Below are 26,782 nucleotides of genomic sequence, written 5' to 3'. Positions count from 1 at the left end.
AGGCCTGATCCGTGGTCTATCCGTTGAGGCTTAGCTCGAAGCGAACTCGGCCACCGGATCGCGGCTCATGAGGCGCGCAACAGCTTGGGCGGCAGTCAAACGGCCGTCCAGCAGATCCACCACACATTGGGTGATCGGCATGTCGACGCCCAGGCTTGCAGCGCGCAGCGCGACCGTGCGGGCGCAATACACGCCCTCGGCGACGTGCCCAAGCGAATCCACCGCTTGTTGTAGCGTCTTGCCCTGCGACAGTAGCATCCCAACCTTGCGGTTACGGCTTAAATCGCCAGTAGCCGTGAGCACCAGATCGCCCAGGCCAGACAAGCCCATGAAGGTTTCAACGCCGGCGCCCAATGCGACGCCCAAGCGCGTCATTTCAGCCAGACCACGGGTAATGAGCGCGGCGCGAGCGTTCAGGCCGAGGTTCAGACCATCACAAAGCCCCGTGGCAATAGCCAGCACGTTTTTCACGGCGCCGCCTACTTCCACGCCCACGACATCTTCGCTGGCATACACGCGCAACGAGGGGCGATGGAACGCGCGCACCAACGCACTACGCACTGCCGTGTGGGCGCTGGCAGCCACCAACGCCGAGGGCTGGCCACGCGCAACTTCTTGTGCAAAGCTGGGACCGCTGAGCACGCCGAACGTAGGTTCGGCGTCGCCCGGTAAAACGTCATTGGCGACGAGTTCAGAAGCGACTTCCGCCAGCACTTCATGCCCCAGAAGTCCAAAGTCTTGCGAAACAGGCGCTTCAAACCCTTTGCACAACCAGGCTACCGGCACCTGGGTCTCCAAAGCCACCGTCAAGAGAGGCCGAAGGGCGGACATAGGCGATCCGATCACGATCAGATCTTGCGTGGCCAGCCAAGGCGCCAAGCGGGCTTGTGGCTCGCTGCTGATCTGCAAGGCGGGCGGTAGGGGAATTTCGGGAAGGTAACGCTGGTTGCAGCGTTCTTGGCGCATGCCAGCAGCTTGGCTGGCATCACGCGCCCACAAGGTCACGTCGTGAACCTCGTGGGCATTTTCGGTTGGAGCAGACGCACTGATGGCCAGCGAGGTGCCCCAGGCACCCGCCCCCAAAACGGCAATTTTCATGGTTTTAAAAAAGGGTTTGGGAGAAGGTGCACTGACCGAGGGACGAACTTGATTACTGCAGAACGGAGTTGGCCGCGCCTTCAGTGGCACCTGCTGCAGCGGCTTGTTGCTGTTGTTCGTACATGGCTTGGAAGTTGATCTCCGCCAGGTGCACAGGTGGGAAACCAGCGCGTTGGATCAGATCGGCCACGTTGCCACGCAGGTAGGGATAAACGATTTGTGGGCAAGCGATGCCAACGATCGGGCCCATTTGCTCTTGCGGCAGATTGCGGATTTCGAAAATACCGGCTTGTTTGGCTTCAACCAGGAAAACCGTCTTTTCGCCGATTTTGGTGGTCACCGTGGCGCGCACCGAAATTTCAAAAATGCCTTCGGCCACAGGGTTTGCGTCTACACCCAGTTGGATGTCTACGGCGGGCTGGGTTTGCTCCAGCAGGATGGCCGGGGAATTCGGCTGTTCCAGCGACGCTTCTTTCAGATAAACGCGTTGGATTTGAAAGACGGGATCAAGTTGCTCGGCCATGGTTTTCTCTCGGATTTATTTAAAAAAAGGTTGTCTCGATACTCTTGACGCTAGGTCAACAGGGACTCAAGGATTATCACAGGCCAATGTAACGACCCGCTGACAACAACTACACGATTTAAGAATCGTTAGGCACGGGTCATATGCAGGTCACGCACCCAAAAGCGGTACCAAACCCCCGCGGCCATCCAGTGCCATCAGGTCGTCACAACCACCCACGTGCGTGTCGCCAATGAAGATTTGCGGCACGGTACGTCGGCCAGTGGTTTCCATCATGATTTGACGGGCACCAGGGTCCATATCAATGCGAATTTCTTCGATCTTCTCGACACCCTTGTTCTTCAGAATTTGTTTGGCCCGAATGCAATAAGGGCAAACGGCGGTGGTGTACATCTTGACGTGTTGCATAACGGCTCTTTAGCGTTGGTTCAATGCACTCAACTGGGGACGCTATTACGCCTTTTCAATCGGCAGGCTGGCTTCTTTCCAGGCTTTCAGGCCGCCGGCCAGCACATCCACCTTCTCGAAACCCAGCTTTTTTGCAATGCCAGCGGCGCGCTTGGCACGTGCACCGCTCTGGCAAACCAGCACCAAGGGCAATGTCTTGTTCTTCGCCACGCTCGCCAATTTTTCTTCGACTTGGCCCAGCGGCACATTCTTGGCCCCCACGATGTGACCTGCCGCGAATTCGTCGGCTTCACACACGTCGATGACCACCGCTTTTTGACGGTTGATCAATTGCACCACGGCATTCGCCGGCAGCGCGCCCGCAGCGGCAGCGCCGCTCAATATCGGCCACAGCAACATGCCGCCCGAGGCGATGGCTACCGCGAAAAGCATCCAGTTGTCTAATAAAAACTTCACTTTGCACCTTTTTTACAGGACAGGCGGGGGTGCCTGCCAGCCAAGATTCTAGAATGAGCGGCTGTGCTTCCTAAAGAAGCATCCTATTTGTTAATGACTTGCGCTTTTCAGCCCATTTTCACCACCATGTACAAGCTCGTTCTGATCCGCCACGGGGAATCCACCTGGAACCTTGAAAACCGCTTTACCGGCTGGACGGACGTTCCGCTGACCGAAACCGGTATTGCCCAGGCGCAGAACGCCGGTCGCTTGCTCAAGGCCGACGGTTACGAATTCGACTTGGCCTACACCAGCGTGCTCAAGCGCGCCACCCATACGCTGTGGCACTGCCTAGACCAAATGGACCGCACCTGGCTGCCCGTGCAGCACAGCTGGCGCTTGAACGAACGCCACTACGGTGCCCTCCAAGGTTTGAACAAAGCCGAAACAGCCAAGCAATATGGCGACGACCAAGTGCTGGTATGGCGCCGCAGCTATGACACCCCACCACCAGCGCTGGAAGCGACTGACGTACGCAGCGAACGCGGTGACCTCCGCTACGCCGACCTGCCCGCCGAGCAAATCCCGCTGACCGAGTGCCTGAAAGACACCGTGGCCCGCGTGTTGCCATTCTGGAACGACACCGTGGCGCCAGCCATCACCAGTGGCAAACGCGTGGTGATCGCCGCCCACGGCAACTCGATCCGCGCACTGGCGAAATACCTCGACAACATCTCTGACGATGACATCGTCGGCCTGAACATTCCGAACGGTATTCCGCTCGTTTATGAGTTGGACGCGCAACTCAAGCCACTGCGTCACTACTACTTGGGCGACGCCGAAGCCGCCGTAGCAGCAGCTGCAGCCGTCGCTGCACAAGGCCAAAAGAAGTCCTGAACACGATCCTGGCCCCTAAGCAGACAAAATTTGCGGGCTTTTATGGAACTGTGCGGCCGTTGCGCAGTTCCAACATGTATATTGAGTCGAACTAGGAAAGTATCGATGGGCCAGAAACTCAAAATTGCAGGATGGGTCGCCGCAGGCGCGATGGCCGGAGCCCTGACGACGGTGTCGCTGCAAACGGTAGCGCGCAGCTCCATGGCCCCCTTGCCATTGGAGGAGTTGCAGCAATTGGCGGCCGTCTTCGGCATGATCAAGACCGATTATGTGGAGCCCGTTGACGAGAAAAAACTCATCAGCGACGCCATCTCCGGCATGGTGGCGGGGCTTGATCCGCACTCCCAATACTTCGACAAGAAGTCTTTCAAGGAATTCCGCGAAGGTACCTCTGGCCGTTTTGTGGGTGTCGGCATTGAAATCACCCAGGAAGACGGTTTGGTCAAAATCGTCTCGCCAATTGAAGGCTCCCCTGCTTTCCGCGCTGGCCTGAAGCCCAACGACTTGATCACCAAGATCGACGACACCGCCGTCAAAGGCTTGTCGTTGAACGAAGCGGTGAAGAAGATGCGCGGTGAACCCAACACCAAGGTCGACCTCACCATCTTCCGCAAAGATGAGAGCCGCAGCTTCCCCGTGAGCATCGTGCGCGAAGAAATTCGCACCCACTCGGTTCGCGGCAAGGTGGTGGAACCTGGCTACGGCTGGATTCGCCTCACGCAGTTCCAAGATCGCACAGTGGACGACTTCGCGGCCAAGATCACTGAAATCTACAAACAAGAGCCTAACCTGAAGGGTTTGGTACTGGATCTGCGCAACGACCCCGGTGGTTTGTTGGATGCGGCCGTGGCCATTTCTTCGGCCTTCTTGCCCGAGAACGTGACCGTGGTGTCCACCAACGGCCAGTTGGCAGATTCGAAGTTCACCTACAAGGCAGCACCCGAGTTCTACCTGCGCCGAGGCGGCAGCGACCCGCTGGCCCAATTGCCTGCTGGGTTGAAATCAGTACCGCTGGTGGTGTTGGTGAACGAAGGCTCGGCCTCTGCCAGCGAAATCGTGGCCGGCGCTTTGCAAGACTACAAACGCGGCATCATCATGGGCAGCCAGACCTTCGGCAAGGGCTCGGTGCAAACCGTGCGTCCGCTGGGGCCTGACACTGGCTTGAAGATCACCACGGCACGCTACTACACGCCGACCGGCCGCTCTATCCAAGCCAAGGGCATCGTCCCCGATGTGATGGTGGACGAAACCGCAGAAGGCAGCCCGTTTGCCGCCCTGCGCATGCGTGAAGCCGACCTGGACAAACACTTGAACAGCGGCCAAGGCGAAGAGAAAAAAGACGAAGCCCGTGAAAAGGCCCGTGAAGAAGCCCGCAAGCTGCTGGAAGAAGAAGCCAAGAAGCCCCCCGTGGAGCGTAAGCCGCCCGAGTTTGGCACTGACAAAGACTTCCAACTGGCCCAAGCCATCAACAAGCTCAAGGGCCAGCCGGTGCTGATCAGCAAAACGATGGTGGAGCGCAAGGAAGAGAAAAAGGAAAACTGATTCCACTCTGAGCCGCCATCGGCAAAAGCCGTGACAACGGGCCCCGGCCTGTTTCACGGCTTTTTCTATGATGGCTCTCGTCATGAAGAACAGCCCCATGGAAGACCAACAACTGCTGCGCTATTCGCGCCACATCCTGCTCGACGAAATCGGCATTGAAGGACAAGAGCGCCTGTTGACCGCGCACGCTTTGGTGATTGGCGCCGGTGGCCTGGGCTCCCCTGCCACGCTGTACTTGGCCACGGCCGGCTTCGGCCGCATCACCGTGGTGGACCACGACACGGTCGATTTAACCAATTTGCAGCGGCAGATCGCCCACACCATGGCGCGCATCGACACGCCCAAGGCCGAGTCGATCCAGCAGGCGATTGCGGCCATCAATCCTGAAGTGACCGTCACCCCCGTCACCACGCGGGCCGATGCAGCACTGCTCGACACCCTGGTACCGCAAGCCGACGTGGTGCTCGACTGCTGCGACAACTTCACCACACGCCATGCCGTTAACGCCGCCTGTGTGCGCCACGGCGTGCCCTTGGTGTCGGGCGCGGCGATTCGGTTTGACGGGCAAATTTCAGTCTTCGACCCACGCGACAATGCCGCCCCGTGCTACGCCTGCGTGTTTCCACCCCAAGCCGATTTTGAAGAGACGCTTTGCGCCACCATGGGCGTGCTCGCGCCGCTGGTGGGCATCATCGGCGCGATGCAGGCCGCCGAAGCCATCAAACTGGTGAGTGGCGGCGCCGACCGAAGCGCAGGGCCGTCTCTCGCCGGGCGGCTGCAAATGCTGGATGCACGCCGCATGGAATGGAGCGAAATGCGCGTGGCGCGCGACCCGGCTTGTCCGGTTTGCCAGCAACGCAAACCAGCATTTAGCCGTTTTATTTAGCCGTTCTTGCTGGTTTTGCCTGGGCTGTTGGTGTCGTAACAGCTGCCATGGCGCTTGCGAAAATCTCGCGGCCGCATCGCGTCGGTACGTGCAAACAAGCCCAAACCTTGTGCCCTCGCGCGCTTTTCTTGAGCAGCATAGCGACCTGGATCTTTGCGGTAGCGGTATGACCAAGCGTGGCCCTGCCCCACCATCCACGCGGCAACGTCGTCCCCTTGCAAGGTCACTGTAGCCAAAGCACGTTGGTAATCGTCCATGCGCCGTGTGTCCACGCGCACTTCACGGTGCAACAGGCGGTTGGCCAAGGCTTGTTGTGCGGCGGGGCCATAAGCTTGGCAGATTTCGGGGGCGTCAATGCCGTCGAGCCGCACTTTGCGCGGCGGCCCACCAGCTTCAGGACGCACCCAAAGTGTGTCGCCGTCTGTCACGTAGGTCACTTCGCCGCGCCAGCTGTCTTTTAAGGCCTTTGAGGCTTTTGCGCTTACTGGCAATACGCAAGCAGCTACCAAAAAGATAGTCAAAGACTGCCGCACGCACTGCCTCAACCAAGTCCTGGGCGCGGCGCCCCTGCCCGTGCCAGCAATCAAAAATGTCATCTGCTGATTGTCGTTGCGAAAACAACCAACCCCGAGCCCGCAGACGCTCTCAGACTGGCAAGAAGGTAACGAAAACTGTAACTACTGCGCTAGGATCGGATGGCTATGCCCATCAAGACCCATCATCTTTTTCGCCGCTTTGCTCGCTTTTTCCCCTTCCTCAACTGGCCCCGCCCCACCCGCGCTTTGATGTCTGGGGAGATTTGGGCCGGCATCACTGTGGGCATGATGGTCATCCCCCAGGGTGTGGCTTATGCCGCACTGGCGGGCATGCCGCTGATCACCGGGATGTACGCCTCCCTGCTGCCGCTGCTGGTGGCGGTCATGTGGAGTTCATCAGCGCGCCTGTCTGTCGGGCCCACCGCGCTCTCGGCCTTGTTGATCGGCACTTCGCTGGCAGGGCAGGCAGCGCCCGGCAGCCCAGAATGGGTGGCGCTGGCGGTGTGGCTGGCGTTTTTATCGGGCTTGCTACAGATGGCGCTGGGTCTGGGCAAATTCGGCTGGTTGTTGAATCTGGTGAGCAGTCCTGTGTTGACCGGCTTCACCCAAGCTGCTGCCATCTTGATTTTGCTTTCTCAGTTGCCCGGCCTGCTGGGTGTCAAAGCCCTGACCGACGTCAACGCCCTGCTCCACCCCAATCTGTGGGAGGCAGCGTTTGGACTGGGCGGGTTGGCGGTCTTGATCTTGGGCAAGCGCTGGTTCCCACGTTTCCCGGTCCTGATGGCGCTGGTGGTGGTCAGCGCGTTGCTCAGCGCCGCGGTAGGTTTTGCGGACCATGGCGGCAAAGTGGTGGGGACACTGCCCCAAGGTTTGCCCAGCTTCTATTGGCCCGGCTGGCTGACCTGGGACCAATTCAGCCATCTGGCGCTGCCGACCTTGGTCATCACCCTCATCAGCTTTCTGGAAACCGCGTCGAGCGCGAAGATCGACAACCAAAAAGCAGGCACCCGCTGGAACGAAAACCAGGATCTGATTGGCCAGGGCCTGGGCAAACTCGCCTCGGGCTTCAGTGGCGCATTTGCCACCAGCTCATCATTCTCACGCTCGGCCATCACCCTTTATGCGGGCGCCAAAACCCAGTGGAGCGCCGTGGTGGCGTTTTTGTTAGTGCTGGTGGTGTTGCTGTGGCTGACGCCGGGGCTGTACCACGTACCGCAATCTATTCTGGCGGCCGTGGTTGTGGTGGCCGTGCTCAGCCTCATTCAGCCCAAGGTGTTTTTGCAGCTATGGCGCATTTCGCGTGTCGAGGGTGTGATTGCGCTCACCACTTTTGGCTTGACGCTGCTGACGGCGCCACGTCTTTATTGGGGCGTGCTCGCTGGTCTGCTGCTGAGCCTGAGCCACTTCCTGATGCAGCGCCTGCACCCACGCATCATCGAAGTCGGCCTGCACCCTGACGGCAGCCTGCGTGACCGCCATTTGTGGCACCTGCCCCCCTTGGCTCCGCACCTCTACGCACTGCGCATGGATGCGGCCCTCGACTTCGCCTCGGCGCGCAGCTTTGAGCGCAATGTGGCCGAAGCCCTGGACGCGGCCCCCAGCACCCAACATGTCTGCCTGTTTGCACAACCGATGAACCGCATCGACGCCACGGGCACTGAGGTTTTTGGTCAACTCTGCACGCTGCTGGCTTCGCGCAACATCACTCTGCACATCAGCGGCATCAAATTGCCGGTCGAAAAGGTGTTGCGGCGCGCCAACCTATTACCAGCCCCAGGCACGACCCAAGCCCCGATTCGCCTTTACCGTACCGATGCTGAAGCGATTGCGGCCCTGCAATTTCACCCAGAAGACTTTTCCATTTGAATTTGAATGATTCGCCACGTGCCGCAATCCCTGATAGATCTAACAGGATCGTGTGACAGGGATAAGGAGTTCTGCGTATTGATCATCTGCGCCACAATTCAGTGCCAATTCGGCGTTTGAAGTGCCCAGAATCAGCGCATACTGCTAGAATTTCCATATCAAACCCACCCACAACGCCGTGTCCCTTCCGGAAACTTCACCGACCATCGATCTTCGCGATCTGCGTCTGGACGAAGTGCGCGCGTTGCTCCACTCCTGTGGTGCCGAGGGCAGCAATATCGCCCCTGAATCCGACCCTACCGGCTACCTGCAGCAACTGATCGACCAGTTGTGCGACCTGTCGTTGAAAGACCCGCTCACCGGCTTATACAACCGGCGTTACTTCGACGCCGAGCTGGAAGCCGAGATCGACCGGGTGGCGCGTTCGGGCGAAGCTGCGCTGTTGTTGATGCTTGACATCGATCACTTCAAGAGTGTGAACGACACCTACGGCCACAACGCTGGCGACCAGGTTTTGCAGGCCGTCGCCAAGACCTTGCAAAGTTGTGTCCGCCCGATGGACACCCTGGCGCGTTTCGGTGGTGAAGAATTTGCGGTGGTGTTGCCAGCGTGTATGCCGACCTTTGGGCGTACAGTGGCGGAGCGGATTCGCCGGGCGATTGAGGCGACCCCCATTCAGATCTCGCCAAACGTCGATCTGCGTGTCACTATTAGCGTTGGCGGAGCATTTGCTCAGCAATGGATTCGATCTACTACTTCATTGTGGATCGAACGTGCCGATCAACAACTGTACGTTGCGAAATCTGCGGGTCGTAACCAGCTTGCGCTGGAGACCCAAGCCGACAGCACCGTCAGCGCCGAAGAAAAGAGTCTGTTGTTTGGCCACATGGCATCAAGCGAGCCAGCCTGGATAGAAATGACAGCCGGTGCCGCCGTAGGCGGCTCGGTACAGAGGTAATTTAATGATCGATGCGTTGAAGTCCCCGCCCGCGTCACCCGTTTTGGGTGCGACGGTGCTGGCCGTCACCAGTGGCAAAGGCGGCGTCGGAAAGACGTTCACCTCGGCCAATCTGGCTGCGGCATTGGCAAAGCGCGGCCATAACGTGCTGGTGCTGGATGCTGACTTGGGGCTTGCCAACTTGGACGTGGTGCTGAACCTGCACCCCAAAGTGACGCTGCACGATGTGTTCACCGGCCGCGCCTCCATTGACGAAGCCATCGTCAAGTCGAGCGGTGGTTTTTCTGTATTGCTTGCCGGCTCTGGCATGGTCGAGTATTCGCGCCTGACGCCTGAAGTACGCGAAGAGTTCATGCATGTGCTGCGCGGCCTGGTGCCCCGCTATGACGTGGTCATTCTGGACACCGGCGCCGGCATCTCCGACGTGGTGTTGTTTGCCATTTCGCTGGCCTCTGAAGTGTTGGTGGTCGCCACGCCCGAACCCACCTCGTTGACCGACGCCTATGCCGCGATCAAGGTGTTGGCCACGCAGCAAAAACGCCAGCACGTGCGCATGATCATCAACCAGACCGCACGCCCCGGCGATGGCCGCGCCATCACCACGCAACTGCAGCAAGTGCTGGACCGCTTCATGCCGGCCGGCAATGGCCGCTCGGTGCGCTTGATCCACGTCGGTGACATTCCATCCGACCCCGCCGTGCGCGAAGCCGTGATGCGCCGCCAACTGCTGATGACCAGCATGCCCGGCTGCTCTGCCGCGCTGGCAGTGGCCGAGTTGGCGCGCAAGCTCGACGAGTCGATCATCTCGCCGCAGCAGGAAACGACCCCGCGCAACACCTCGGCATCGTAAAAAAGGCTCCGTCAGGAGCCTTTTTCTATGGTGCCAAACACAACCAGCATCGCCAAAACTCAGAAATCAAGAGTGCTTCAGCCGGGCGGCCGCTGCCCGGCCTCCTGAGCTTCTTGGGCCCCCGTGCCATCGTCCAGCGGCTCCCCAAAAAACACCACTTTGTTGCGCCCGGCCTCTTTGGCCTGGTACATCGCCTGATCGGCATGCCGCGCCAGCAAGGTGCCATCCACGCCGTTCTCCGGGTAAATCGCCGCCCCAATGCTGGATGAGATGTGCACCGCGTGGCGCCCTTCCAGTTCGAACACCTGGTTGAGCGCAACGCGGATTTTCTCGGCCACGGCACGCGCGTCAGCCTTGTCCTGCACTGCTCCCAGCAGCACCACAAACTCGTCGCCGCCAATGCGCGCCACAGTGTCCGACACGCGCACGCTGGCCAGCATGCGTGCCGCAATCATCTTCAGCAACACGTCGCCCATGGCGTGGCCGAAGGTGTCGTTCACGGGCTTGAACTTGTCCAGATCGATGTAGAGCAAGGCCAGGCGCGAGCGGCTGCGGAAGGCTTGGTTAATGGACTGGCGCAGCCGGTCTTCGAACAGCGCGCGGTTGGGCAAACCGGTCAGCACATCGTGCTGAGCCATATGCGCCATGCGGTCTTCCACCAGCTTGCGGGCGGTGATGTCGCGCACCACGCCCACCACACAGGCGTGGCCCTTGAAGTTGGCCGTCTTGGCCGACATGATGCCCACCATCGACTGGCCGTTTTGCCGCGTGATGGTGGTCTCTAGGTTGTCGCAGTGGCCGCTGGTGTGCAGCACGTTCAAAAAGTGTTGGCGGTCATCAGGGTTGCGCCACATCGGCAGGCTGGCGAGCGACTGGCCGACCACTTCGTCGCGCGTGTAGCCGGTCATCGTCACAAAACCGGGGTTGATGTCGATGATGCGGTCGTCGGTCTGGCGGCTGATGATGATGCCGTCGGGGCTGGTTTCAAACACCAGCTCGAAACGTTCTTTGGCTTCACGCAGGTCGGAGGTCATCTCGCGCGCAAGCGTCATGGCGCGTGAACGGTCGGTCACCAGCAGCCAGGTCAGCCAAGCGAGCAGCAAGCTCAGGATAATGCCGCTGCGTGCGATCAGCGAGGAATGGTCGCGCGACGCGAGTTCGCCCACCGGCTGCGCCATGCGCATGGCAAACGTCCAGGTGCGCCCTGCCACGGGCAGGTACTCGACCACGTCGCCCGGCAGCAGTGCCACGTCGTCAGACTGGTGGCGTGTGCCATACATCAGCGTGGCCGCAGACAGCTCAATGCCATCGAACACCCGCACCTCCAGCCCGGTGGTGGGCAGGTCGTCCAGGCTGGCCATCCAGTCGTCCACCGCGATGGCCGCCAGCACCCAGCCCTCCAGGTTGCGGCGTCGGTCGTCCACCGAACTCACAGGAGCACCCGGGCGGTACACCGGCAGCGCCATCACAAAGCCAGCCCTTTTATCTGGCCCGGTGTTCAGGAGCTGCGGCAACCTGCGGGTGATGACCGGGCCGCCGCTATCACGCGCCTGCAGCAAGGCTTCGACACGGGCAGGGTCTTCGGCCAGGTTGGTTCCGAGCGCTGGGCCCTGACCTGAGCGCACGGTCACAAACTGTTCCAGCGGCGCTGAATAGTCACGCGCAGGTTCGGTATTGGATTTCGCAGGTGTCACCAGAGGCGCCCAACCTATGCCCTCCAACCCCGGAAATTCTGCGCCAAGTCGCTGGCTGTTGACGTAATGGTTCAACGCGTCACGGCTTACCGGCCCCGGCGTGGCGGCGTACAAACCGCCCACCCCCACCAGCACCTGGGTGTAGGCCGCCATGCGCTGCTCGATACGCCCCAAAAACGCGCGCACATGCAGATCCACCTGCACGCGCGAATCGAGCACGGCATTGCGCCGTTCGTGTTGCCACAGCGCGTAAGTCGTTCCCAGGGACGCAGCAAACACCAGCACCACCGCGCCGTAGTGCCGAATCTGCGAAGAGCGTCTAGACCGCCTAGAACGCTCCATGGGAGGGGAAAGGCTCAAAAATTCACCATCTTTCTGGCAAGTTCGGAAGGGAAATATTTCTCGAAAATGCGCAGAATTGTCCCGTCTTCACGCAGACTGTCAATGAGCGCGCGCCATTGATCCTGTTCTTGTGGCGACAACGACTTCCTCGACATGCTCAAACCATGCGGCACCGCTGGGTCGCTGGTCTCGATGATGTCGGCTACCGCCGCAATGGCCTTGCTCTGCACCTCCAGCGTATCGAAGGGCTCGATGATCATGCCGTGGATACGCCCCAGCGCCAGCACGCCGTACAGCGGCTCAAGCTCAGTGGCATAACTGATGCGGCCCGCAGCGGTGAGTTGGTCCACCCAGGCGTTGGTTGATGGCCCGTAGCGAAAGCCGCGAATCAGGCCAAGCTGCAAATCAGGCTTTGCCATGAAGCCTGCCATGTCTTTGGCGCCAGTGTCTTTACGCACCAGCAGGTAGTACTTGTTGGAGAAGTACCACGCGAAGCTGGCGTACTTGTCGCGTTCGGCCGTGGCAATGCCCGAGAGGGTGAAATCCATGGTGCCGGTCTCCACCTGGCGCCAGATACGCGCACGTGGCATCACGGTGGTCAAAATGGTGCAGCCGCTGCGCGCCGCCATGGCATCGACAAGATCTTTGTCGATGCCAGCGTCGGTACGGGCGGAATACAGCATGCCGTGCACGTGCAGGCCCAGCGTGTAGGGTCGCGAACAGTCAGGCCCGGCTAACGCGACAGTTGCGAAAGTGGCGGCGCAGCAGCAGCCTACAAAGCCCGCCGCCCGCGCCAAGGTCCGCATGAAATTAGCCATAAATTCAGCAAGTTCGCTCGAAGAAAGCCAAGCTTAGTGGAAAGCCGTGTCCATGACGATGCTGAAAGCGACAGTCGTGCCAATGACAAGTGTGCCTATGCTCAACACCAAACCGAGGGCTCAGAAATTGCCCCGGGCCTTGGCGCAAGCGTAGCTAAAGCGTACTTACAAAGCCTTCAGAACGTGTTTGCGATCTCCCTGAGGCCGCGCAGGTACCTTCTCGGGATGCCCTGCTAGGCGCAAAACCCAAGCCAAGGCTTTCTGCCTTGGCTGGTTTTGTAACGACGCAGGGCGCCCGATAAGGTGCCTGCCCTTCGGGTTAGGGTGAAATCGGGCGATTTGTCTGCCATAGCCCTTGCATGGGCAAAGAGCCCATGCTGCGGTCTCTGACAACCAACTCATCCCGATTGCACCCCAACGCGGCCCCAGGGAGATCGTAAACACGTTCTTAAACGCGCCCGATGATGGAAGCCGTGGCCATCAACTCTTCGAGCAGCGCCAGCGACACCTTGCCCGACACCGCGTACGGGTCCAGCTCGGGCCGCTCAGAGTACTTCAGCAAGATGGAGTGGTTGAGCTTTTGCAGATTGACCTGGCCCATGGTCCACCCGCCAAAACGACGCTCGGAAATTTCTTCATAGTGCAACAAGGCGACGTCGTGGTGGCGCACATCTTTTTGAATGTGGCCATACAAGTCGCTCACCGCCATGCGGCCACCTTCAATGGCCTGCAGGAAGATGCCGCCACCGTAACAAAGAATGCCGGTGATGCCACAGGTAGGGTTGTACTGGCGCGACTGGGTGAGGATGGCCTCAATGGCGGCCGGACTGGTGTCCACCGCACGACTGGCATAAAGCAAGCGAACCAACATGGCAATTACCCCCTTTGCGGAATCAGCGACAAGAACTCACGGCGCAGGTTCGGGTCTTTGAGAAACACGCCGCGCATGACCGAGTTGATCATTTTGCTGTCCATGTCTTTCACGCCGCGCCAAGCCATGCAGTAGTGGGTGGCTTCCATCACGATGGCCATGCCGTCGGGCTGGGTCTTCTCCATGATGAGGTCGGCCAGTTGCACCACGGCTTCTTCCTGGATTTGCGGGCGGCCCATCACCCATTCGGCGAGGCGGGCGTATTTCGACAGGCCGATAACGTTGGTGTGTTCATTCGGCATCACACCGATCCAGATGCGGCCGATGACCGGGCAGAAGTGGTGCGAGCAGGCGCTGCGCACCGTGATCGGGCCGACAATCATCAGCTCGTTCAGGTGCTCGGCGTTGGGAAATTCAGTAATGGTGGGCACCGGCACATAGCGGCCACGGAACACTTCGTTCACGTACATCTTGGCGACGCGGCGTGCGGTGTTGCTGGTGTTGTGGTCGTTGGCGGTGTCGATCACCATGCTGTCGAGCACGCCCTGCATCTTGACCGTGACTTCGTCCAACATGGCCCCCAACTCGCCGGGCTCGATGAAGTCGGCAATGTTGTCGTTGGCGTTGAAGCGCTTGCGCGCGGCTTTCAGGCGCTCGCGGATTTTGACGGAGACTGGTGTGCCTTCGTCGGCAGTATTTTCAGTCGGGGCAACAGCAGGCATGTCGAGTGGCTCATTCATTTGCATCGACAGATATTACCAGCGAAAGCTTTTCCAGTCTGCCTGAGGCCTTTAAGGCATTCAGGCCGCCAGCGCTTACCGCATAAGCGCAGACAGCTACTATTTTTGCAGCAGGACAGAAAGAACGCTCTGTCCTGTTGGCGGCATCAATAGCCTACGGTGAAACGCTTGCGCGAGAACTTGGGCGCTTCAAGCTCATCGGCGAACGCAATCGCGTAGTCTTCCATTGAGACGTGACTCTGACCATTGGCATCGAACAGCATCTGGTCGGTGCCCACGCGGAACTTGCCGGTGCGCTCGCCAGGATTGAATTCGGCCGAGGGTGAGCCAAAGGTCCAGTCAACATCTTTCTCGTTGTAGAGCGCCTGCAAGAACACACGACCCGCACCGGCTTCCGCTTTGTAAGCTTCAGGGAACTGCGGTGTGTCGATCGCGGCCAGGCCAGGTGCCACTTCCAAACTACCCGCCCCGCCCACCACCATCAGGCGTGGCACACCAGCTTGCTTGGCCGCAGCCAGCAGCGTGGCGGCATCGCTGCCACCGGCAAAACGTGTGCTGCTGATCAGCACATCATGTCCCTGGATCAACGGCACCAGAGCAGCAGCGGATGTAGCGTCGCCGGCCTTCAACGTCAGGCCGGCCTGGGGGGCTACGCCCTCCACCTTGCGGGCGATGCCGGTGACGGTGTGGCCACGGCTCAACAGTTCGGTAGCGATACGGGAGCCAGCGCGGCCGGTGATGCCCAGAATGACGATCTTGCTCATATGTGTTTCCTTCAGGTTAAAAAGACTCAAGCGGCTCAAGTGGTTTAAGTTGCACAAAAATCGGGGCCACAGGCCAGTGGCTCAGCCCCGGAGGGCTTAGCGCTGGAGGCGCCGCCGACCAGCCGTTGCAGCTCGGCTTGCCAGCCGCCTGCACGCCCCAGCCACGGGCCGATGTCGAGCACGCGCGCCGTGCCATCGGGCAGCGCCAGGACCAACGTTGGAAAGCCCTGCCCGCCCACCTGCGCCAGCAGACGACGACTGTTGGCAAAGTGCTGCTGCGTGGCGGCGCCTTCGCTTTGCACATAGGCCGCGCGGAAGGCTTCTGCATCCAGCCCCAAGCCCACGGCCAGGGCCACCAACACCTCTGGTTCGGCGATACGCAGGCCGTCCACGTAATGCGCGCGCTGCACGGCATGCGCCATGTCCAGCCCACGTCCAGCCAAGGCCTCGGCGGCCAGCACGGCCGTGGTGGGCGGCGCCGAGTCCATGACCGCGCTGGTGTCACGCAACAGGCCGTTGAAATAGGCGTCACCAAAAGGCTGGCCGGTCAGTTGGGCGATGCGCCGGTCGTGCGGCATCACATACTCGCGCCATTGGGAGGTGATGGCACGGCGATTGGGGCCCGCCAGCATGCCGCCGCCGTGGAACTGCACGACCAAGCCGGGTACAGCACGTGCGGCGTCAATCAGTGGCGCGGCGGCGTAGCACCAGCCACACAGCGGGTCAAAGATGTAATGCAACGTGGCTTGGGGCGCCAGGGATGCGGTCGCAACAGACATGGTTTCAAACTCCAGAACTTCCAAAGTGGCAGCGCTTTGTTTGGAGGTTGAACTCCATTGCGCTGAACAGATGCCCGAGAATACGTTGCACAGATCGAATGAAAAATGCCTATTCGATCAACTATTCATTTCTCAGATCGGATGAATCATGGACCGCATCGTCGCAGCCAAGGTGTTTGTGGCCATCAATGAACGCGGCAGCCTGATTGGCGCAGCCGACGCGCTGGACATGTCGCGCGCCATGGTGACGCGTTATCTGGCGCAAATGGAGCAATGGGCCGGCGCCCGCCTGCTGCACCGCACCACCCGCAAGCTGGGCCTGACGGCCGCAGGCGAAGCCACGCTCGCACGCTGCCAGCAGATGCTGGCAGTCGCCGAGCAGATGCCCGTGGCGGCCGATACAGAGGCCGATGAACCGCACGGCATGCTGCGCATTGCGTGTTCGCAGTCACTAGCGCAGTCGGTGCTGGCACCGGCCGTGGCGGCTTACTTGCAGCGCCACCCGCGCACGGCAATCGACCTGCAGATCGGCAACCAGACCGTGGACTTGGTGCGCGAGCGCATTGATCTGGCCATTCGCATCACCAACCAGCTCGACCCCAATCTGATTGCACGCCGCCTTGGTGATTGCCCCTCGGTGATTTGCGCGTCGCCCGCGTATCTCCAGAAAAACGGCACCCCGCGCCGCGTGGAAGATCTGGCGCTGCACAACTGCCTGACGTATTCGTACTTTGGCAAAAGCCTGTGGGAGTTTTCGCGCCCCGATGCCCAAGACGCTGCACCCGCCAGCGTGCCCGTCAGCGGCAACCTCAGCGCCAATGATTCGGTGGTGCTGCTGGAGGCGGCCATGGCGGGTGCAGGCATTGCCTTGCAGCCCATGTTCTCCGCCGCCGGCCCATTGGCCAGCGGGGCCTTGGTGCCGCTGCTACCGGATTGGCAAGCGCAAGGCATGGGCATCTACGGCGTATACACCTCACGCCAGCAACTCTCGGCCACTTTACGCACCATGCTTGATTTCCTGGTGGCCCACTTCGCGGCGCGCGACGCCTCCAAGGGCTATCGCTGAAAACCGCGCCCAGCCCTACGTCTAATACCGCTTGCCGCTGACCAGCAATGCCAGCCGCATGACCAGCATGGCCACATACTCCAGCGCACGTTGGCGCAAAGGTCGCTGGGCATATTGCTCGGCGTTAAGCGGCTCACCCGCTGTGCGGATGGCATGCAGCAGACGGCGGCGCAAGATTCTGGCGAACCAGGCTTCGTCTACCACCACGTTGGCCTCGTTCGCCACGAGCAGGCTCAACGGGTCGAGGTTGGACGACCCCACCGTGGCCCAGCGCCCGTCGATCACCGCCACCTTGGCGTGCAAAAAACTCGGCGCGTACTCGACAATTTCCACCCCCGCCGCCAGCAGCACGCCATACACCGCGCGCGCCGCGTGGTACTGCATGAAATACTCATACTGCCCCTGCAGCAACAGGCGCACACGCACACCACGCTGCGCAGCCAGCACCAAGGCACGGCGCAGCTTGAAACCTGGCACAAAGTAGGCATTGGCAATCAACACTTCGCGCCGGGCGAGTCCAATCGCGCGCAGGTAGGCACTCTCAATACGGCGACGGTGCAGCAGGTTGTCGCGCAACAGCAGGGCCGCCACAGCTTGCGGAGACTCACCCGACGCTGACGCCAACATGGCCACGGCGCCCGCCTCCCGGCGCCGAGGCCGTGCCAGCCGCTGCCCCAGATGCGGCACAAATGACAGGGCACGCTCGGTATCAAAAGCCGCGTGACCTTGCCGCGATTGCCCCAACGGCGTTTGCCGCGCCCACAACCGTGCCATGGCCACACGCGCATCTTCCACCAGCGGACCGACGACCTGCACCGCGTAATCCAGCCGAGGCGCACGCAGCGCGCCATAACTGGGGTCGTAGAAATCATCCAGCACATTGATGCCGCCGCAGAACAACATACGCCCATCCACCAAACACAGCTTGCGGTGCAGCCTGCGCCAACGCCCTGGCAGCAACAGCGCCAGCGCATTCACGGGCGAAAACACGCGCCATTGCACGCCAGCGTCGGCAAAACGCCTTCGCCACTCAACTGGTAGAAACGGCGTGCCCAAACCATCCACCAACACGCAGACCTCTACGCCCCGCAATGCGGCACGCTCCAATGCCTCGCCCACCTGCGTCCCGGCGCCCGTGAAGTCGAAGATGTAGGTTTCCAGGCGGATCTGCAACTTGGCAGCGTCCATCGCCGCCACCATGGCGGGCACCAGCGCCTGCGCGCCTTCCAGCAGCACAAGCCGGTGGCCAGGGCGAAGTCGGGCGGCGGTGCGGCGCATGTGGGACAGGTGGTTTGGCGTCAGTTGGTGCTGCCGTCAAAACGCGGCAACAGCAAAATAGCCTCGGCGTTCGACGCTGAAAAACACTGTTGCGCGGCCTGCTGGTACGGCAACCACTGGTACGCGCTGTGCTCGCGTGGGTTGAGTTGAATCGGCGTCCCCACAGGCACCTGCAGGCCAAACACATGCTCGGTGTTCAGCACCACACCCGGCGCGTAGCGGTAGCGCCACTCGGGGTAGATTTCGTAGACGTTTTCCAGCGCCCAATCTTGCAGGCTATCGGCCAGCGGGCTACCGGGCGTGCAGTCGATACCGGTCTCTTCCAGCACCTCGCGCGCCGCTGTCTCAGCAAAGGGTTCGTCCACAAAATCCTTGCTGCCGGTGACCGACTGCCAATGCGGCACGCTGGTGTGGCGTACGTCGGCCCGGCAAATCAACAACACCTCGCGCGCCGGGGTGTAGATCACGACCAGCACGGACTGCGGAATTTTGGGAGGTTTGGGGTCAGTGGTCACGTGTGCGGCGGATTCCATGTCGCATTCATCTTAGCGAAGGATCACGAAAGAACGACGACCGCAGGCGCAACAGGTAAACCCTTAACCACCACCCTGCGCCCAGTAGGGGGTTACAGCGGCTTGCAGCCAAGACAGCGCCACAAAAGGACTAGAATCAATCACCGGGCCCAAGCAATTGCAGCCCGGTTTTTTGTTTCTGCACCAAGCGTCCTCATGCCCTGGCGCGCAGAAAGAACCGGCTTCAGTCCAAGCGCTCAATCGTTTAATTCAAGAACTTATCCGTTGATGCGTCGGGACCGCACAAATGGTATTTCGGGATGAGATGCGAGGCGTAAAACCCAAGCCAAGGCTTGCTGCCTTGGCTGGTTTTGCAACAACGCAGCTCGCCCGAAAGACCATTTGCCCGGAGGGTTGAGGTGAAATCGGGCGATTTGTCTGCCATAGCCCTTGTATGGGCAGAGAGCCCATGCTGCGGTCTCTGACAGCCAATTCATCCCGATTGCACCTCAACGCGGCCCCGATGCATCGACGGACAAGTTCTAAACCTTTGATGAAAGCCATCGGACATGGAAATCTTTGACTACGACAACGCCCTCCTCTTGCCCCGCAAATGCCGCGTGCAGAGCCGCTCGGAATGTGATGCCGGCGTAGAACTCGGGGGCCGCAAGTTCCGCCTGCCCGTCGTGCCAGCCAACATGAAAACGGTGATCGACGAGCCCATCTGCACGTGGATGGCGCAAAACGGTTACTTCTATGTGATGCACCGCTTCGACCTGGACAACGTGCAGTTTGTGCGCGAGATGCAGGCCAAGGGCACGTTTGCGTCGATCTCCCTCGGTGTGAAGCAACCCGACTACGAAACCGTAGACCGCTTGGTCGCTGCGGGCCTAACACCCGAATACATCACCATCGACATCGCGCACGGCCATGCCGACAGCGTGAAGAACATGATTGGCTACCTGAAGCAGCACCTGCCCAAAAGCTTCATCATCGCGGGCAACGTGGGCACGCCTGAAGCCATCATCGACCTGGAAAACTGGGGTGCTGACGCCACCAAGGTCGGTATTGGCCCGGGCAAAGTGTGCATCACCAAACTGAAGACTGGTTTTGGCACCGGCGGCTGGCAGTTGTCGGCCCTGAAGTGGTGTGCACGTGTGGCCACCAAACCCATCATTGCCGACGGCGGCATCCGCGACCACGGCGACATCGCGAAGAGCATTCGCTTTGGCGCCACCATGGTGATGATCGGCTCGCTGTTTGCAGGTCACGAAGAGTCGCCAGGCAAGACGGTGGAAGTCAATGGCGCACTGTTCAAAGAGTATTACGGCTCGGCCAGCGACTTCAACAAGGGCGAATACAAACACGTGGAAGGCAAGCGCATTCTGGAGCCCGTGAAAGGCAAGCTGGCCAACACGCTAATCGAGATGGAGCAAGACGTGCAAAGCTCCATCAGCTATGCCGGCGGCACCAAGCTGATGGACATCCGCAAGGTCAACTACGTGATCTTGGGCGGCGACAACGCGGGCGAACATCTGCTGATGTAAGCCCTGGCTTTTGACACGCGGGCTTTACAGGTTCGCGTGTAAAAACGCGTCGACTTCTGCGCGGTCCGGGCCGCGCACCACACCACCGTTGCGCATGCATTTGATGGCGGCTGCCGCACAAGCAAAACGGATCGCAGCGCGGTCATCCAACTGCCCTTCCGCCAGCGCCAACGCCAGGGCGGCGTGAAACACGTCACCGGCGCCATTGGTATCGACAGCCTTGACCTCGAACGCAGGCACCACTTGCACCTCGCCGTCGAGTGCCCCATCGGCCCCCTTGCGCAGCCAAGCCACGCCCCGCTGCCCCATCGTCACCACGGCCACCTGCGAGCCATCGCGCAACGCCTGACGCAACGCGTCTTCCATCGACAGACCGGGCGCAAACGCCGCCAGGCCAGACTCGGAAAACGCAGACCAATCGGCCAGTGCACTCAAGCGCTGCAGATCGGCCTGCGGTGACAAATCACCATCCAGAATGCTCAGCACACTGTTGGCGCGCGCCCAACGCAGTGCGGTCTCGGCACCCGCCATCCAACGCGGGTCGACCATCACCAAGTCAGCGCCGTGCAGCGTGCTGGTATCCATGGGCTGGGCCAACGCCAGGGCGTTGCCACGGTTGTTGAAAATCTGCCGCTCGCCATTGGCATCAATGATCACCGCCGAGATCGACGACGAAGCGCCCGGCACCTGCTGCAAGCCGCCACAACGCACACCGCTGCTGACAAGACATCGGGCCAAAAAACGCCCTGATTCATCATCGCCCACCGCGCCATGCAAATGCACTTCAGCACCAAGGCGCGCCGCTGCGATCGAAGCATTCGACGCCATGCCGCCGGAGATCACGCGGTACTGGCTTGCTGGCGTTTTGGTGGGCGCGTTTGGAAAAGACTCAATGTCAAAACAGTGGTCGACGGCCGCATGTCCCACAGTGCAAATCCGCGGGCGGCGCTTGGAATCGGGGTTTGGCTGATTGATCTCTGATGGCCCAGTTGTCATGCTCTTGTCCACGTCAAAATTCGAGAATGGGTTGACGCGTCTTGCACCAACAGCCCGACAGCCCATCCGTTTTCACAAATTCACCACCGCGCATTACGGGTAGCCCCCAATGGTAGGCCACAACACGCGGCCCGCCATGGTGCCACCCGACATGGTTAACCCCTGGGCACTTTTACGCACGGCAGCCCGTGCACCACTCCAGGTTGGAAGATCGCAACATTTTTCTATTCAAACGCATCAAAGTGGAAAAAGTTGAAAATTTGCGGCATAATAGTGGGCTTAGCAACAAGCAATCACCTTGTTGTCTAGTGGGTTCTTAGCTCAGTTGGTAGAGCAGCGGACTCTTAATCCGTAGGTCGAGTGTTCGAGTCACTCAGGACCCACCACTAGAATAAAATTGATTCAGCACACCTAGTGCTCGATTTCAAAAGCCTCCCTCGCGGAGGCTTTTTTGTTTCCGACTTCGGAGAAGCTTTTAAACGCGACTTGGTAGTGCAGTGGGCAGCGCTCACAGCAACTCTACACAGACCACGTTGGCATCACTGCCAAACCACTGCGCTCGACATACAAGCCCCCTCCAACAGCGAGCTGACGCGGAGCCTGACCGCATCAACCTCTCATCTCGCGCTTCCATTTAAACCAGTGTTGGATGCCATGGCAACCGCTGAAGCCTTGCGGCCACCGAACACCGCCAAACTTAACGCGGCGGTCAACCAAGCACAGAGGCACCCATACAGCATGACCCACCCAAAGCCTCGGGTGACTGCAGCTTTTAGCACCGCATCGGGTGTCTCCGGCAATGTCAGCGGCGCCAATGCCGCCTTGGCCCCCGCCACATCTCCGCCCGCAAGCTGTTCGGCCAATGTGCGCAGGCTTGCCGCATCCAGTCCATTGCCTGGTACCACAGCCAAAGCAGCGTGCAGTGCCGCCCAAATGCCCGCCACCAACACCAGTCCCATCACAGCGATATTGATGGCCAGGGTGATCAAACGTGCGCTCGCATCGATGCCCGAAGCCATGCCGGCGCGGTTGGCTGGCACCGAAGCCGTCGTCATGTTGGTGGCGGGCGTGGTGGTCAGGCCCAGGCCAACGCCCGCCATCAGCGCACCAGGCAACACCGTCCACCCGCCCAAGTGTGTAAGCCCACTGCCGAGCTTCATCAGCATGAAGCCCAGGCCCAGCAAGAAGAGTCCGGCAGGGATCACGAAACGCGCCTGGTAGCGCAGCAACAGCCATTGCGCAATGGGCGGCATCACCAGAAATGGCACGGTGTAGACCAGCAGTGCCAGCCCGGTGGTGGTGGTGTCGTAGCCCAAGCCAGCCGAGAAATACAGCGGCAGAAAAATCATGAACGGCCAGTAGCTGCAGTTCATGCCAATACAGCCGAAGATCGCGCCCGAGAAGTCGCGAATCCTGAACACCGAGAAATCGAACATCGGGTGCGGATGGAAGCGCTCCACCATCAAGAAGCTCACCAAGCTGACGGCCGTCACCGCCATCAAGCCCAGCGCGCGCCAACTGGCCCGGCCAAGCGCATTTCCCTGCGTGATCAACGACGTGAGCCCGAGCACCGCGATGGTGAGGGTGACGATGCCCGCCACGTCCAGCTTTTGCTGGCGTGCCTGCGGGTCGCAGGACTCGACCACGCCGGCGAAGATCAGCACCAAAACCAGCACCGCCAGCGGCGCCTGTACCAAGAAGACCCAATGCCAACTGGCCACCGCGACGATAGCGCCGCCAATCACCGGACCGAAGCCCAGCCCGATACCCGAGACCACTCCCCAAATCGCGAAGGCGCGGCCGCGTGCCTTGCTGTCGGGGAACTGGTGCGACAGGATGGCGATGGAGCAGATGAACATGGCGCCCCCGGCCATGCCTTGCAAAAAACGCGCGGCGATCAGTGTTTGCGTGTTGGGCGCCACGCCGCACAGCAACGAGGTCACCCCAAAAGCCAGTGCCGTGAGCGCGAACACGCGACGCCGTCCATAGCGGTCGGCCAGCGTGCCGGTGGCCATGAGTACGGTGGTACAGGCGATGGTGTAGGCATTCATGATCCACTGCAGGCTCTGGAAGTCGGCGTGCAAATGCGCCTCCAGCACCGGCAAGATGATCGGAACACTCGAAATTTCCAGGCCAAACATCAGCGCTGCAAAGCAAATGGCGGCCAATGCAAGGACGGGGCGGCAGGGGAATTCAGAAGGCATCAAGGTCTTTGAGAAATGAGAGAAAGCCAGAGGGCTGGGACATTCTCACGGCGCTTGTTTTATGACGCAAATGATAGAATTTTCTTGGATTCAACGAAGAAATTCATCAATCATGTCCACCATGAACATTGATGCCGGTCTGCTACAGGCCTTCATTGCGGTGCACCAAGCCAACGGTTTCACCCGTGCGGCTGAGCAACTTCATCTGACGCAATCAGCAGTCAGTCATCAGATCCGTCGGCTGGAAGAACTGGTGGGGAGGCCGCTGTTTCGGCGCACCACGCGCCGCCTGAGCCTGACCGCAGACGGCGAAGATTTCTTGCGCCATGCCGAACGCATCCTGCAGGCACAAGATGCGTTGGCGCAGCACTTTCGTTGCTCGCCCATCGAGGGCACGGTGCGGTTCGGCGTGCCAGAAAGCTTCATGCGTGAAGGCCTGCCGCAACTCCTGCACCAGTTCTCACGCAACTGCCCCAACGTGCGCCTTGAGGTGAGCGTCGGGCTGACGCTGGACTTGGGCGCGATGCTGCGCGAGCGCGAGTTGGATTTGGCCGTGACGGTGTCGATTTCAGATACCGCTGAGGGCACCTTGCTTCGGCGTTTGCCCATGGTGTGGGCCGCGGCCGAAGGCTTCGAGCGCCCAAGCGGTGCCTCGCTGCCCCTGGCTTATTCACCACCGCCCTGTGTGTGCCGCCAGGTCAGCCTTGAGGCACTCGATGCCGCTGAAATCACTTGGCACAGCGCCTTCAGTTCGCACAGCCTGGAGGATTTGCGTGCCGCCGCGCTGAGTGGCCTTGCGGTGGCCGTCTTCACCAGCGACAACCTGCGCCCAGGCATGGTGGCGCTAGACGAACGCCACGGCCTGCCCCGATTGCCGATGCTGGACTTCAGGCTGGCCTACAGCGAGATCGCAGCTGAGGAGCGTAGCCTGGCGGTGCTTGAACTTGGCCGCCTCATCGAACAAGCCGAATGGGCACGCCAAGAAAAGCCCGCGCGACGAAAAGGAGGCCCAATCAAAGCCGCGTAGCAAAGCTCGATGCCAGGGCCTCAGGTGCTTCTGTGCTTCTATGCGTCAAGGCTCGCAGCCTCTCTGCGCACCATGTCGCAAAAGTACTCGGCGGCGGGAGTCAGTGGAAGGCCCGTGCGCTGCACGATGCAGATGGGCCGGGTGGCCAACAGTTCTTTGACGTGAATCGCTTCGAACAGGTTGCCCCACAGCGGAAACTGCGCCCATTTCTCCGGCAGCATCATCAGAAAGTCTGAGTTGGCCAGCATCATGATGTAGGTCAACCCGGCATGTGCACGCAGCATCAGGCGCGGTGTGGGCAGGCCATACTGCGCAAACAGCGGGCCGATCTCATCCTCGGCTTTGTTGGTCACCGAGGTGCTGATCCATTCCGCGTGCACCAAGTCGCCCAGCGATTTGGCGTTGGCCAGCGGATGGCCTTTGCGGCAGAAGATAACCCGTCGTGTGTCGAAAATCTTCTCGGCGCCCAGGCCGGGTGAAACGTTTTCAATCACTGGCCCCACGTAAAAATCGATGGTGCCGTCTTTCAGTGCCGACTCCGCGCCGGGGTACAGGGTGTCGATGATGTCCAGCGTCACGTTCGGGTAACGCTGGCGAAACTGCTTCAGCGCGCCGGGCAGCAACGTGATCTGCGAGACCATGGAGAGCCCGATGGTCACGCTGCCATGGGTCTCGCCCCGGAGTTGGTCCAGCTCATCCTGCGCGCGGCGTAACTCGCCAATGGCCATCACCGTGCGGCGCCAAAAAACCTGTCCCATCGGCGTGAGCGTCACCCCTTTTTTGCCACGCTCAAACAGAATGACTTTGAGCTCGCGCTCTAGCTCCTGAATGCTGCGCGTGATGACCGGTTGCGGCACGTCCATAGAGCGCGCGGCGGCACGGATGCTGCCACGCTCCACCACCGCCATGAGGTTCTGCAGGGCACTGAGTTTCATAAAACAGCATTAGACATGCGCGAAACGTCTAGTGATACCGCAAAGGTATCAACATTCAAAAAATAGCATCTGCTCGGATCAAAACCGGCCTCCTAATATGCGTCCCAAGGACGAGGAACCCAGCGCCCCAACGCCGAGAGTTCACTCGCCTCTATAAGAAATACTGGAGACAAAAATGATCCGTCGCACCGCTGCTTTTCTAGCCGCTGGCTTGGCCCTGTGCCTGAGCCTGTCCACCAGCCCCAGCTCAGCCCAGAGCTTTCCGAACCAACCGGTACGGCTGATTTCAGCCTTCCCCGGCGGCAGCGGGCCAGACGTTGTTTCCCGCATCGTCGGAGAACGCTTGAGCGCCAGTTGGAAGCAGCCTGTGTTGATCGACCCACGCCCCGGCGCGAATGGTTTTATCGCGGCCGGCGCCGTCAAGCAGGCCGCGCCCACGGGCTACGACTTGTTGGTGGCGGATGTGGGCCATCTCTCCATCAACCCGTCGTTGTTCAAAAGCTTGCCTTACGACCCGAAGACCGACTTTGTGCCGGTCGGCGGTCTCTACCGCCTCTCGTTTTTTATCGTCGTCAGCAGCAACAGCCCTATCCATTCGGTCAAAGACCTGATCGCCACGGCCAGCGCCGCGCCAGGCAAGATGACCTTCGGCTCAAACGCCGTGGGCGGGCCACTGCATATCGGCGCGGCGCAGGTTCAGGCGCTCACCGGAACACAGATGGTGCACGTGCCCTACAAAGAGATCACCCAGTTGTATGTGGCGGTGTCGACCGGCGAAGTCGACTGGGCGCTTGCCAGCCTGGCCAGCGCGGGGCCGCTGCTCAAAGCAGGCAAGCTGCGCATCGTCGCCGTGGCGGACAGCCCACGCTCAGCTTTCATGCCCAACGTGCCCACCTTTGAAGAGTCGGGCGGGCCCAAGGGCTTGTCGGTTCGCAGTTGGCTCGCCCTCATGGCCCCCAAGGGCACACCGCCCGCCGTGGTCGCCACGCTGAACCAAAGCCTCAACGATGTGCTGGCGCAGCCCGAAGTGGCAGAGAAGTTCTCGGCGTTTGGCTTCGTGCCCTACCCCATCGCACCGGCCGCGCTGTCTTCACTCATTGCCAGCGAGACCACCTACTACGCAGACATGGTGAAGCGCACCGGGGCCAGCGCCGAGTAACCGAGTAGCTAACCCACGCGCTAACCCGCAAGCGATCCGACCACCCTATGC

26 protein-coding genes and 1 tRNA gene are annotated in these 26,782 nt (G+C 60.5%); 11 read left to right on the top strand and 16 right to left on the bottom strand.

Annotation, left to right across the window (positions count from 1 at the left end; all coding sequences use genetic code 11):
* Positions 1-30 precede the first annotated feature (30 nt).
* From ACPWMG_RS08585 to ACPWMG_RS08570, 4 genes are all read right to left on the bottom strand, one after another.
* On the bottom strand, positions 31-1,098 hold the full coding sequence (locus tag ACPWMG_RS08585) for an NAD(P)H-dependent glycerol-3-phosphate dehydrogenase (protein WP_483304224.1): 1,068 nt from the start codon (positions 1,096-1,098) through the stop codon (positions 31-33).
* 52 nt (positions 1,099-1,150) lie between these two features.
* Entirely contained in the window at positions 1,151-1,621 is a 471-nt protein-coding gene (gene secB, locus ACPWMG_RS08580; protein ID WP_483304223.1) for a protein-export chaperone SecB, read from the bottom strand.
* 150 nt (positions 1,622-1,771) lie between these two features.
* Positions 1,772-2,029: a glutaredoxin 3 gene (grxC, locus tag ACPWMG_RS08575; RefSeq protein ID WP_483304222.1), complete on the bottom strand. Its 258-nt coding sequence runs from the start codon at positions 2,027-2,029 to the stop codon at positions 1,772-1,774.
* Positions 2,030-2,074: 45 nt separating this feature from the next.
* Positions 2,075-2,485 (bottom strand): rhodanese-like domain-containing protein, encoded by a 411-nt coding sequence (locus ACPWMG_RS08570; RefSeq protein ID WP_483304221.1) that lies wholly within the window; start codon positions 2,483-2,485, stop codon positions 2,075-2,077.
* 126 nt (positions 2,486-2,611) lie between these two features.
* Here ACPWMG_RS08570 and gpmA point away from each other — a divergent pair, with 126 nt between their 5' ends.
* The 3 genes from gpmA (at position 2,612) to ACPWMG_RS08555 (ending at position 5,789) form a co-directional block, all read left to right on the top strand.
* Positions 2,612-3,361, top strand: a complete 750-nt coding sequence (gene gpmA, locus ACPWMG_RS08565; protein ID WP_483304220.1) for a 2,3-diphosphoglycerate-dependent phosphoglycerate mutase — start codon at positions 2,612-2,614, stop codon at positions 3,359-3,361.
* A 105-nt stretch (positions 3,362-3,466) separates the two neighbouring features.
* Complete coding sequence (locus ACPWMG_RS08560; protein WP_483304219.1) at positions 3,467-4,903, top strand: S41 family peptidase; 1,437 nt, start codon at positions 3,467-3,469, stop codon at positions 4,901-4,903.
* Between the two features lie 97 nt (positions 4,904-5,000).
* Complete coding sequence (locus ACPWMG_RS08555) at positions 5,001-5,789, top strand: HesA/MoeB/ThiF family protein (RefSeq protein ID WP_483305209.1); 789 nt, start codon at positions 5,001-5,003, stop codon at positions 5,787-5,789.
* On the opposite strand, the gene ACPWMG_RS08550 is transcribed toward ACPWMG_RS08555, so the two are convergent.
* Positions 5,786-6,226, bottom strand: a complete 441-nt coding sequence (locus ACPWMG_RS08550) for a thermonuclease family protein (protein WP_483304218.1) — start codon at positions 6,224-6,226, stop codon at positions 5,786-5,788. The two genes, ACPWMG_RS08555 and ACPWMG_RS08550, sit on opposite strands and share 4 nt — an antisense overlap.
* Positions 6,227-6,490: 264 nt before the next feature.
* On the opposite strand from ACPWMG_RS08550, the gene ACPWMG_RS08545 reads away from it, so the two are divergent.
* The 3 genes from ACPWMG_RS08545 (at position 6,491) to ACPWMG_RS08535 (ending at position 9,999) form a co-directional block, all read left to right on the top strand.
* The gene (locus ACPWMG_RS08545; RefSeq protein WP_483304217.1) at positions 6,491-8,191 is read left to right on the top strand and encodes a SulP family inorganic anion transporter; all 1,701 of its coding nucleotides are present in this window, start codon (positions 6,491-6,493) and stop codon (positions 8,189-8,191) included.
* 178 nt (positions 8,192-8,369) lie between these two features.
* Positions 8,370-9,149 carry a GGDEF domain-containing protein gene (locus tag ACPWMG_RS08540; protein WP_483304216.1) on the top strand — a complete coding sequence of 260 codons (780 nt, stop codon included), beginning with the start codon at positions 8,370-8,372 and terminating at the stop codon, positions 9,147-9,149.
* Positions 9,150-9,153: 4 nt separating this feature from the next.
* Entirely contained in the window at positions 9,154-9,999 is an 846-nt protein-coding gene (locus tag ACPWMG_RS08535) for a MinD/ParA family protein (protein ID WP_483304215.1), read from the top strand.
* A 77-nt stretch (positions 10,000-10,076) separates the two neighbouring features.
* On the opposite strand, the gene ACPWMG_RS08530 is transcribed toward ACPWMG_RS08535, so the two are convergent.
* From ACPWMG_RS08530 to ACPWMG_RS08505, 6 genes are all read right to left on the bottom strand, one after another.
* The gene (locus tag ACPWMG_RS08530) at positions 10,077-11,972 is read right to left on the bottom strand and encodes a sensor domain-containing diguanylate cyclase (RefSeq protein ID WP_483304214.1); all 1,896 of its coding nucleotides are present in this window, start codon (positions 11,970-11,972) and stop codon (positions 10,077-10,079) included.
* Positions 11,973-12,049: 77 nt separating this feature from the next.
* Entirely contained in the window at positions 12,050-12,853 is an 804-nt protein-coding gene (locus ACPWMG_RS08525; RefSeq protein ID WP_483304213.1) for a substrate-binding periplasmic protein, read from the bottom strand.
* A 448-nt stretch (positions 12,854-13,301) separates the two neighbouring features.
* Complete coding sequence (locus ACPWMG_RS08520) at positions 13,302-13,724, bottom strand: BLUF domain-containing protein (RefSeq protein ID WP_483304212.1); 423 nt, start codon at positions 13,722-13,724, stop codon at positions 13,302-13,304.
* Between the two features lie 5 nt (positions 13,725-13,729).
* The gene (folE, locus tag ACPWMG_RS08515) at positions 13,730-14,446 is read right to left on the bottom strand and encodes a GTP cyclohydrolase I (protein WP_483304211.1); all 717 of its coding nucleotides are present in this window, start codon (positions 14,444-14,446) and stop codon (positions 13,730-13,732) included.
* 164 nt (positions 14,447-14,610) lie between these two features.
* Positions 14,611-15,228 (bottom strand): NAD(P)-dependent oxidoreductase, encoded by a 618-nt coding sequence (locus tag ACPWMG_RS08510; RefSeq protein ID WP_483304210.1) that lies wholly within the window; start codon positions 15,226-15,228, stop codon positions 14,611-14,613.
* Positions 15,229-15,272: 44 nt separating this feature from the next.
* A complete protein-coding gene (locus tag ACPWMG_RS08505; RefSeq protein WP_483304209.1) occupies positions 15,273-16,007 on the bottom strand; it encodes a DsbA family protein in 735 nt (244 codons plus the stop codon).
* 148 nt (positions 16,008-16,155) lie between these two features.
* Here ACPWMG_RS08505 and ACPWMG_RS08500 point away from each other — a divergent pair, with 148 nt between their 5' ends.
* Positions 16,156-17,073: a LysR family transcriptional regulator gene (locus ACPWMG_RS08500; RefSeq protein ID WP_483304208.1), complete on the top strand. Its 918-nt coding sequence runs from the start codon at positions 16,156-16,158 to the stop codon at positions 17,071-17,073.
* A 21-nt stretch (positions 17,074-17,094) separates the two neighbouring features.
* On the opposite strand, the gene clsB is transcribed toward ACPWMG_RS08500, so the two are convergent.
* Both clsB and nudB read right to left on the bottom strand, forming a co-directional pair.
* Positions 17,095-18,351 carry a cardiolipin synthase ClsB gene (clsB, locus tag ACPWMG_RS08495; RefSeq protein WP_483304207.1) on the bottom strand — a complete coding sequence of 419 codons (1,257 nt, stop codon included), beginning with the start codon at positions 18,349-18,351 and terminating at the stop codon, positions 17,095-17,097.
* Between the two features lie 20 nt (positions 18,352-18,371).
* A complete protein-coding gene (gene nudB / locus ACPWMG_RS08490) occupies positions 18,372-18,884 on the bottom strand; it encodes a dihydroneopterin triphosphate diphosphatase (RefSeq protein WP_483304206.1) in 513 nt (170 codons plus the stop codon).
* 548 nt (positions 18,885-19,432) lie between these two features.
* On the opposite strand from nudB, the gene ACPWMG_RS08485 reads away from it, so the two are divergent.
* The gene (locus tag ACPWMG_RS08485) at positions 19,433-20,410 is read left to right on the top strand and encodes a GMP reductase (protein WP_483304205.1); all 978 of its coding nucleotides are present in this window, start codon (positions 19,433-19,435) and stop codon (positions 20,408-20,410) included.
* Between the two features lie 24 nt (positions 20,411-20,434).
* Here the strand turns inward: ACPWMG_RS08485 and ACPWMG_RS08480 are convergent, their stop codons facing one another.
* Entirely contained in the window at positions 20,435-21,337 is a 903-nt protein-coding gene (locus tag ACPWMG_RS08480; protein WP_483304204.1) for a PfkB family carbohydrate kinase, read from the bottom strand.
* A 379-nt stretch (positions 21,338-21,716) separates the two neighbouring features.
* Here ACPWMG_RS08480 and ACPWMG_RS08475 point away from each other — a divergent pair.
* Positions 21,717-21,792, top strand: a tRNA-Lys gene (locus ACPWMG_RS08475).
* A 231-nt stretch (positions 21,793-22,023) separates the two neighbouring features.
* Here the strand turns inward: ACPWMG_RS08475 and ACPWMG_RS08470 are convergent.
* Complete coding sequence (locus ACPWMG_RS08470; protein WP_483304203.1) at positions 22,024-23,610, bottom strand: MFS transporter; 1,587 nt, start codon at positions 23,608-23,610, stop codon at positions 22,024-22,026.
* A 121-nt stretch (positions 23,611-23,731) separates the two neighbouring features.
* On the opposite strand from ACPWMG_RS08470, the gene ACPWMG_RS08465 reads away from it, so the two are divergent.
* On the top strand, positions 23,732-24,637 hold the full coding sequence (locus tag ACPWMG_RS08465) for a LysR family transcriptional regulator (RefSeq protein ID WP_483305208.1): 906 nt from the start codon (positions 23,732-23,734) through the stop codon (positions 24,635-24,637).
* Positions 24,638-24,675: 38 nt separating this feature from the next.
* Here ACPWMG_RS08465 and ACPWMG_RS08460 read toward each other — a convergent pair whose 3' ends face one another.
* Positions 24,676-25,572 carry a LysR substrate-binding domain-containing protein gene (locus ACPWMG_RS08460; protein WP_483304202.1) on the bottom strand — a complete coding sequence of 299 codons (897 nt, stop codon included), beginning with the start codon at positions 25,570-25,572 and terminating at the stop codon, positions 24,676-24,678.
* A gap of 175 nt (positions 25,573-25,747) precedes the next feature.
* Between ACPWMG_RS08460 and ACPWMG_RS08455 the strand changes: the two genes are divergently transcribed.
* Positions 25,748-26,731 carry a Bug family tripartite tricarboxylate transporter substrate binding protein gene (locus ACPWMG_RS08455; RefSeq protein WP_483304201.1) on the top strand — a complete coding sequence of 328 codons (984 nt, stop codon included), beginning with the start codon at positions 25,748-25,750 and terminating at the stop codon, positions 26,729-26,731.
* Positions 26,732-26,782 lie beyond the last annotated feature (51 nt).

The organism is Hydrophilobacter chitinilyticus (assembly GCF_049860745.1).
Lineage (GTDB): Bacteria > Pseudomonadota > Gammaproteobacteria > Burkholderiales > Burkholderiaceae_C > Rhodoferax_B.
The sequence above is the reverse complement of the archived record's forward strand: the minus strand, read 5'-3'. Positions and strand labels throughout refer to the sequence as shown.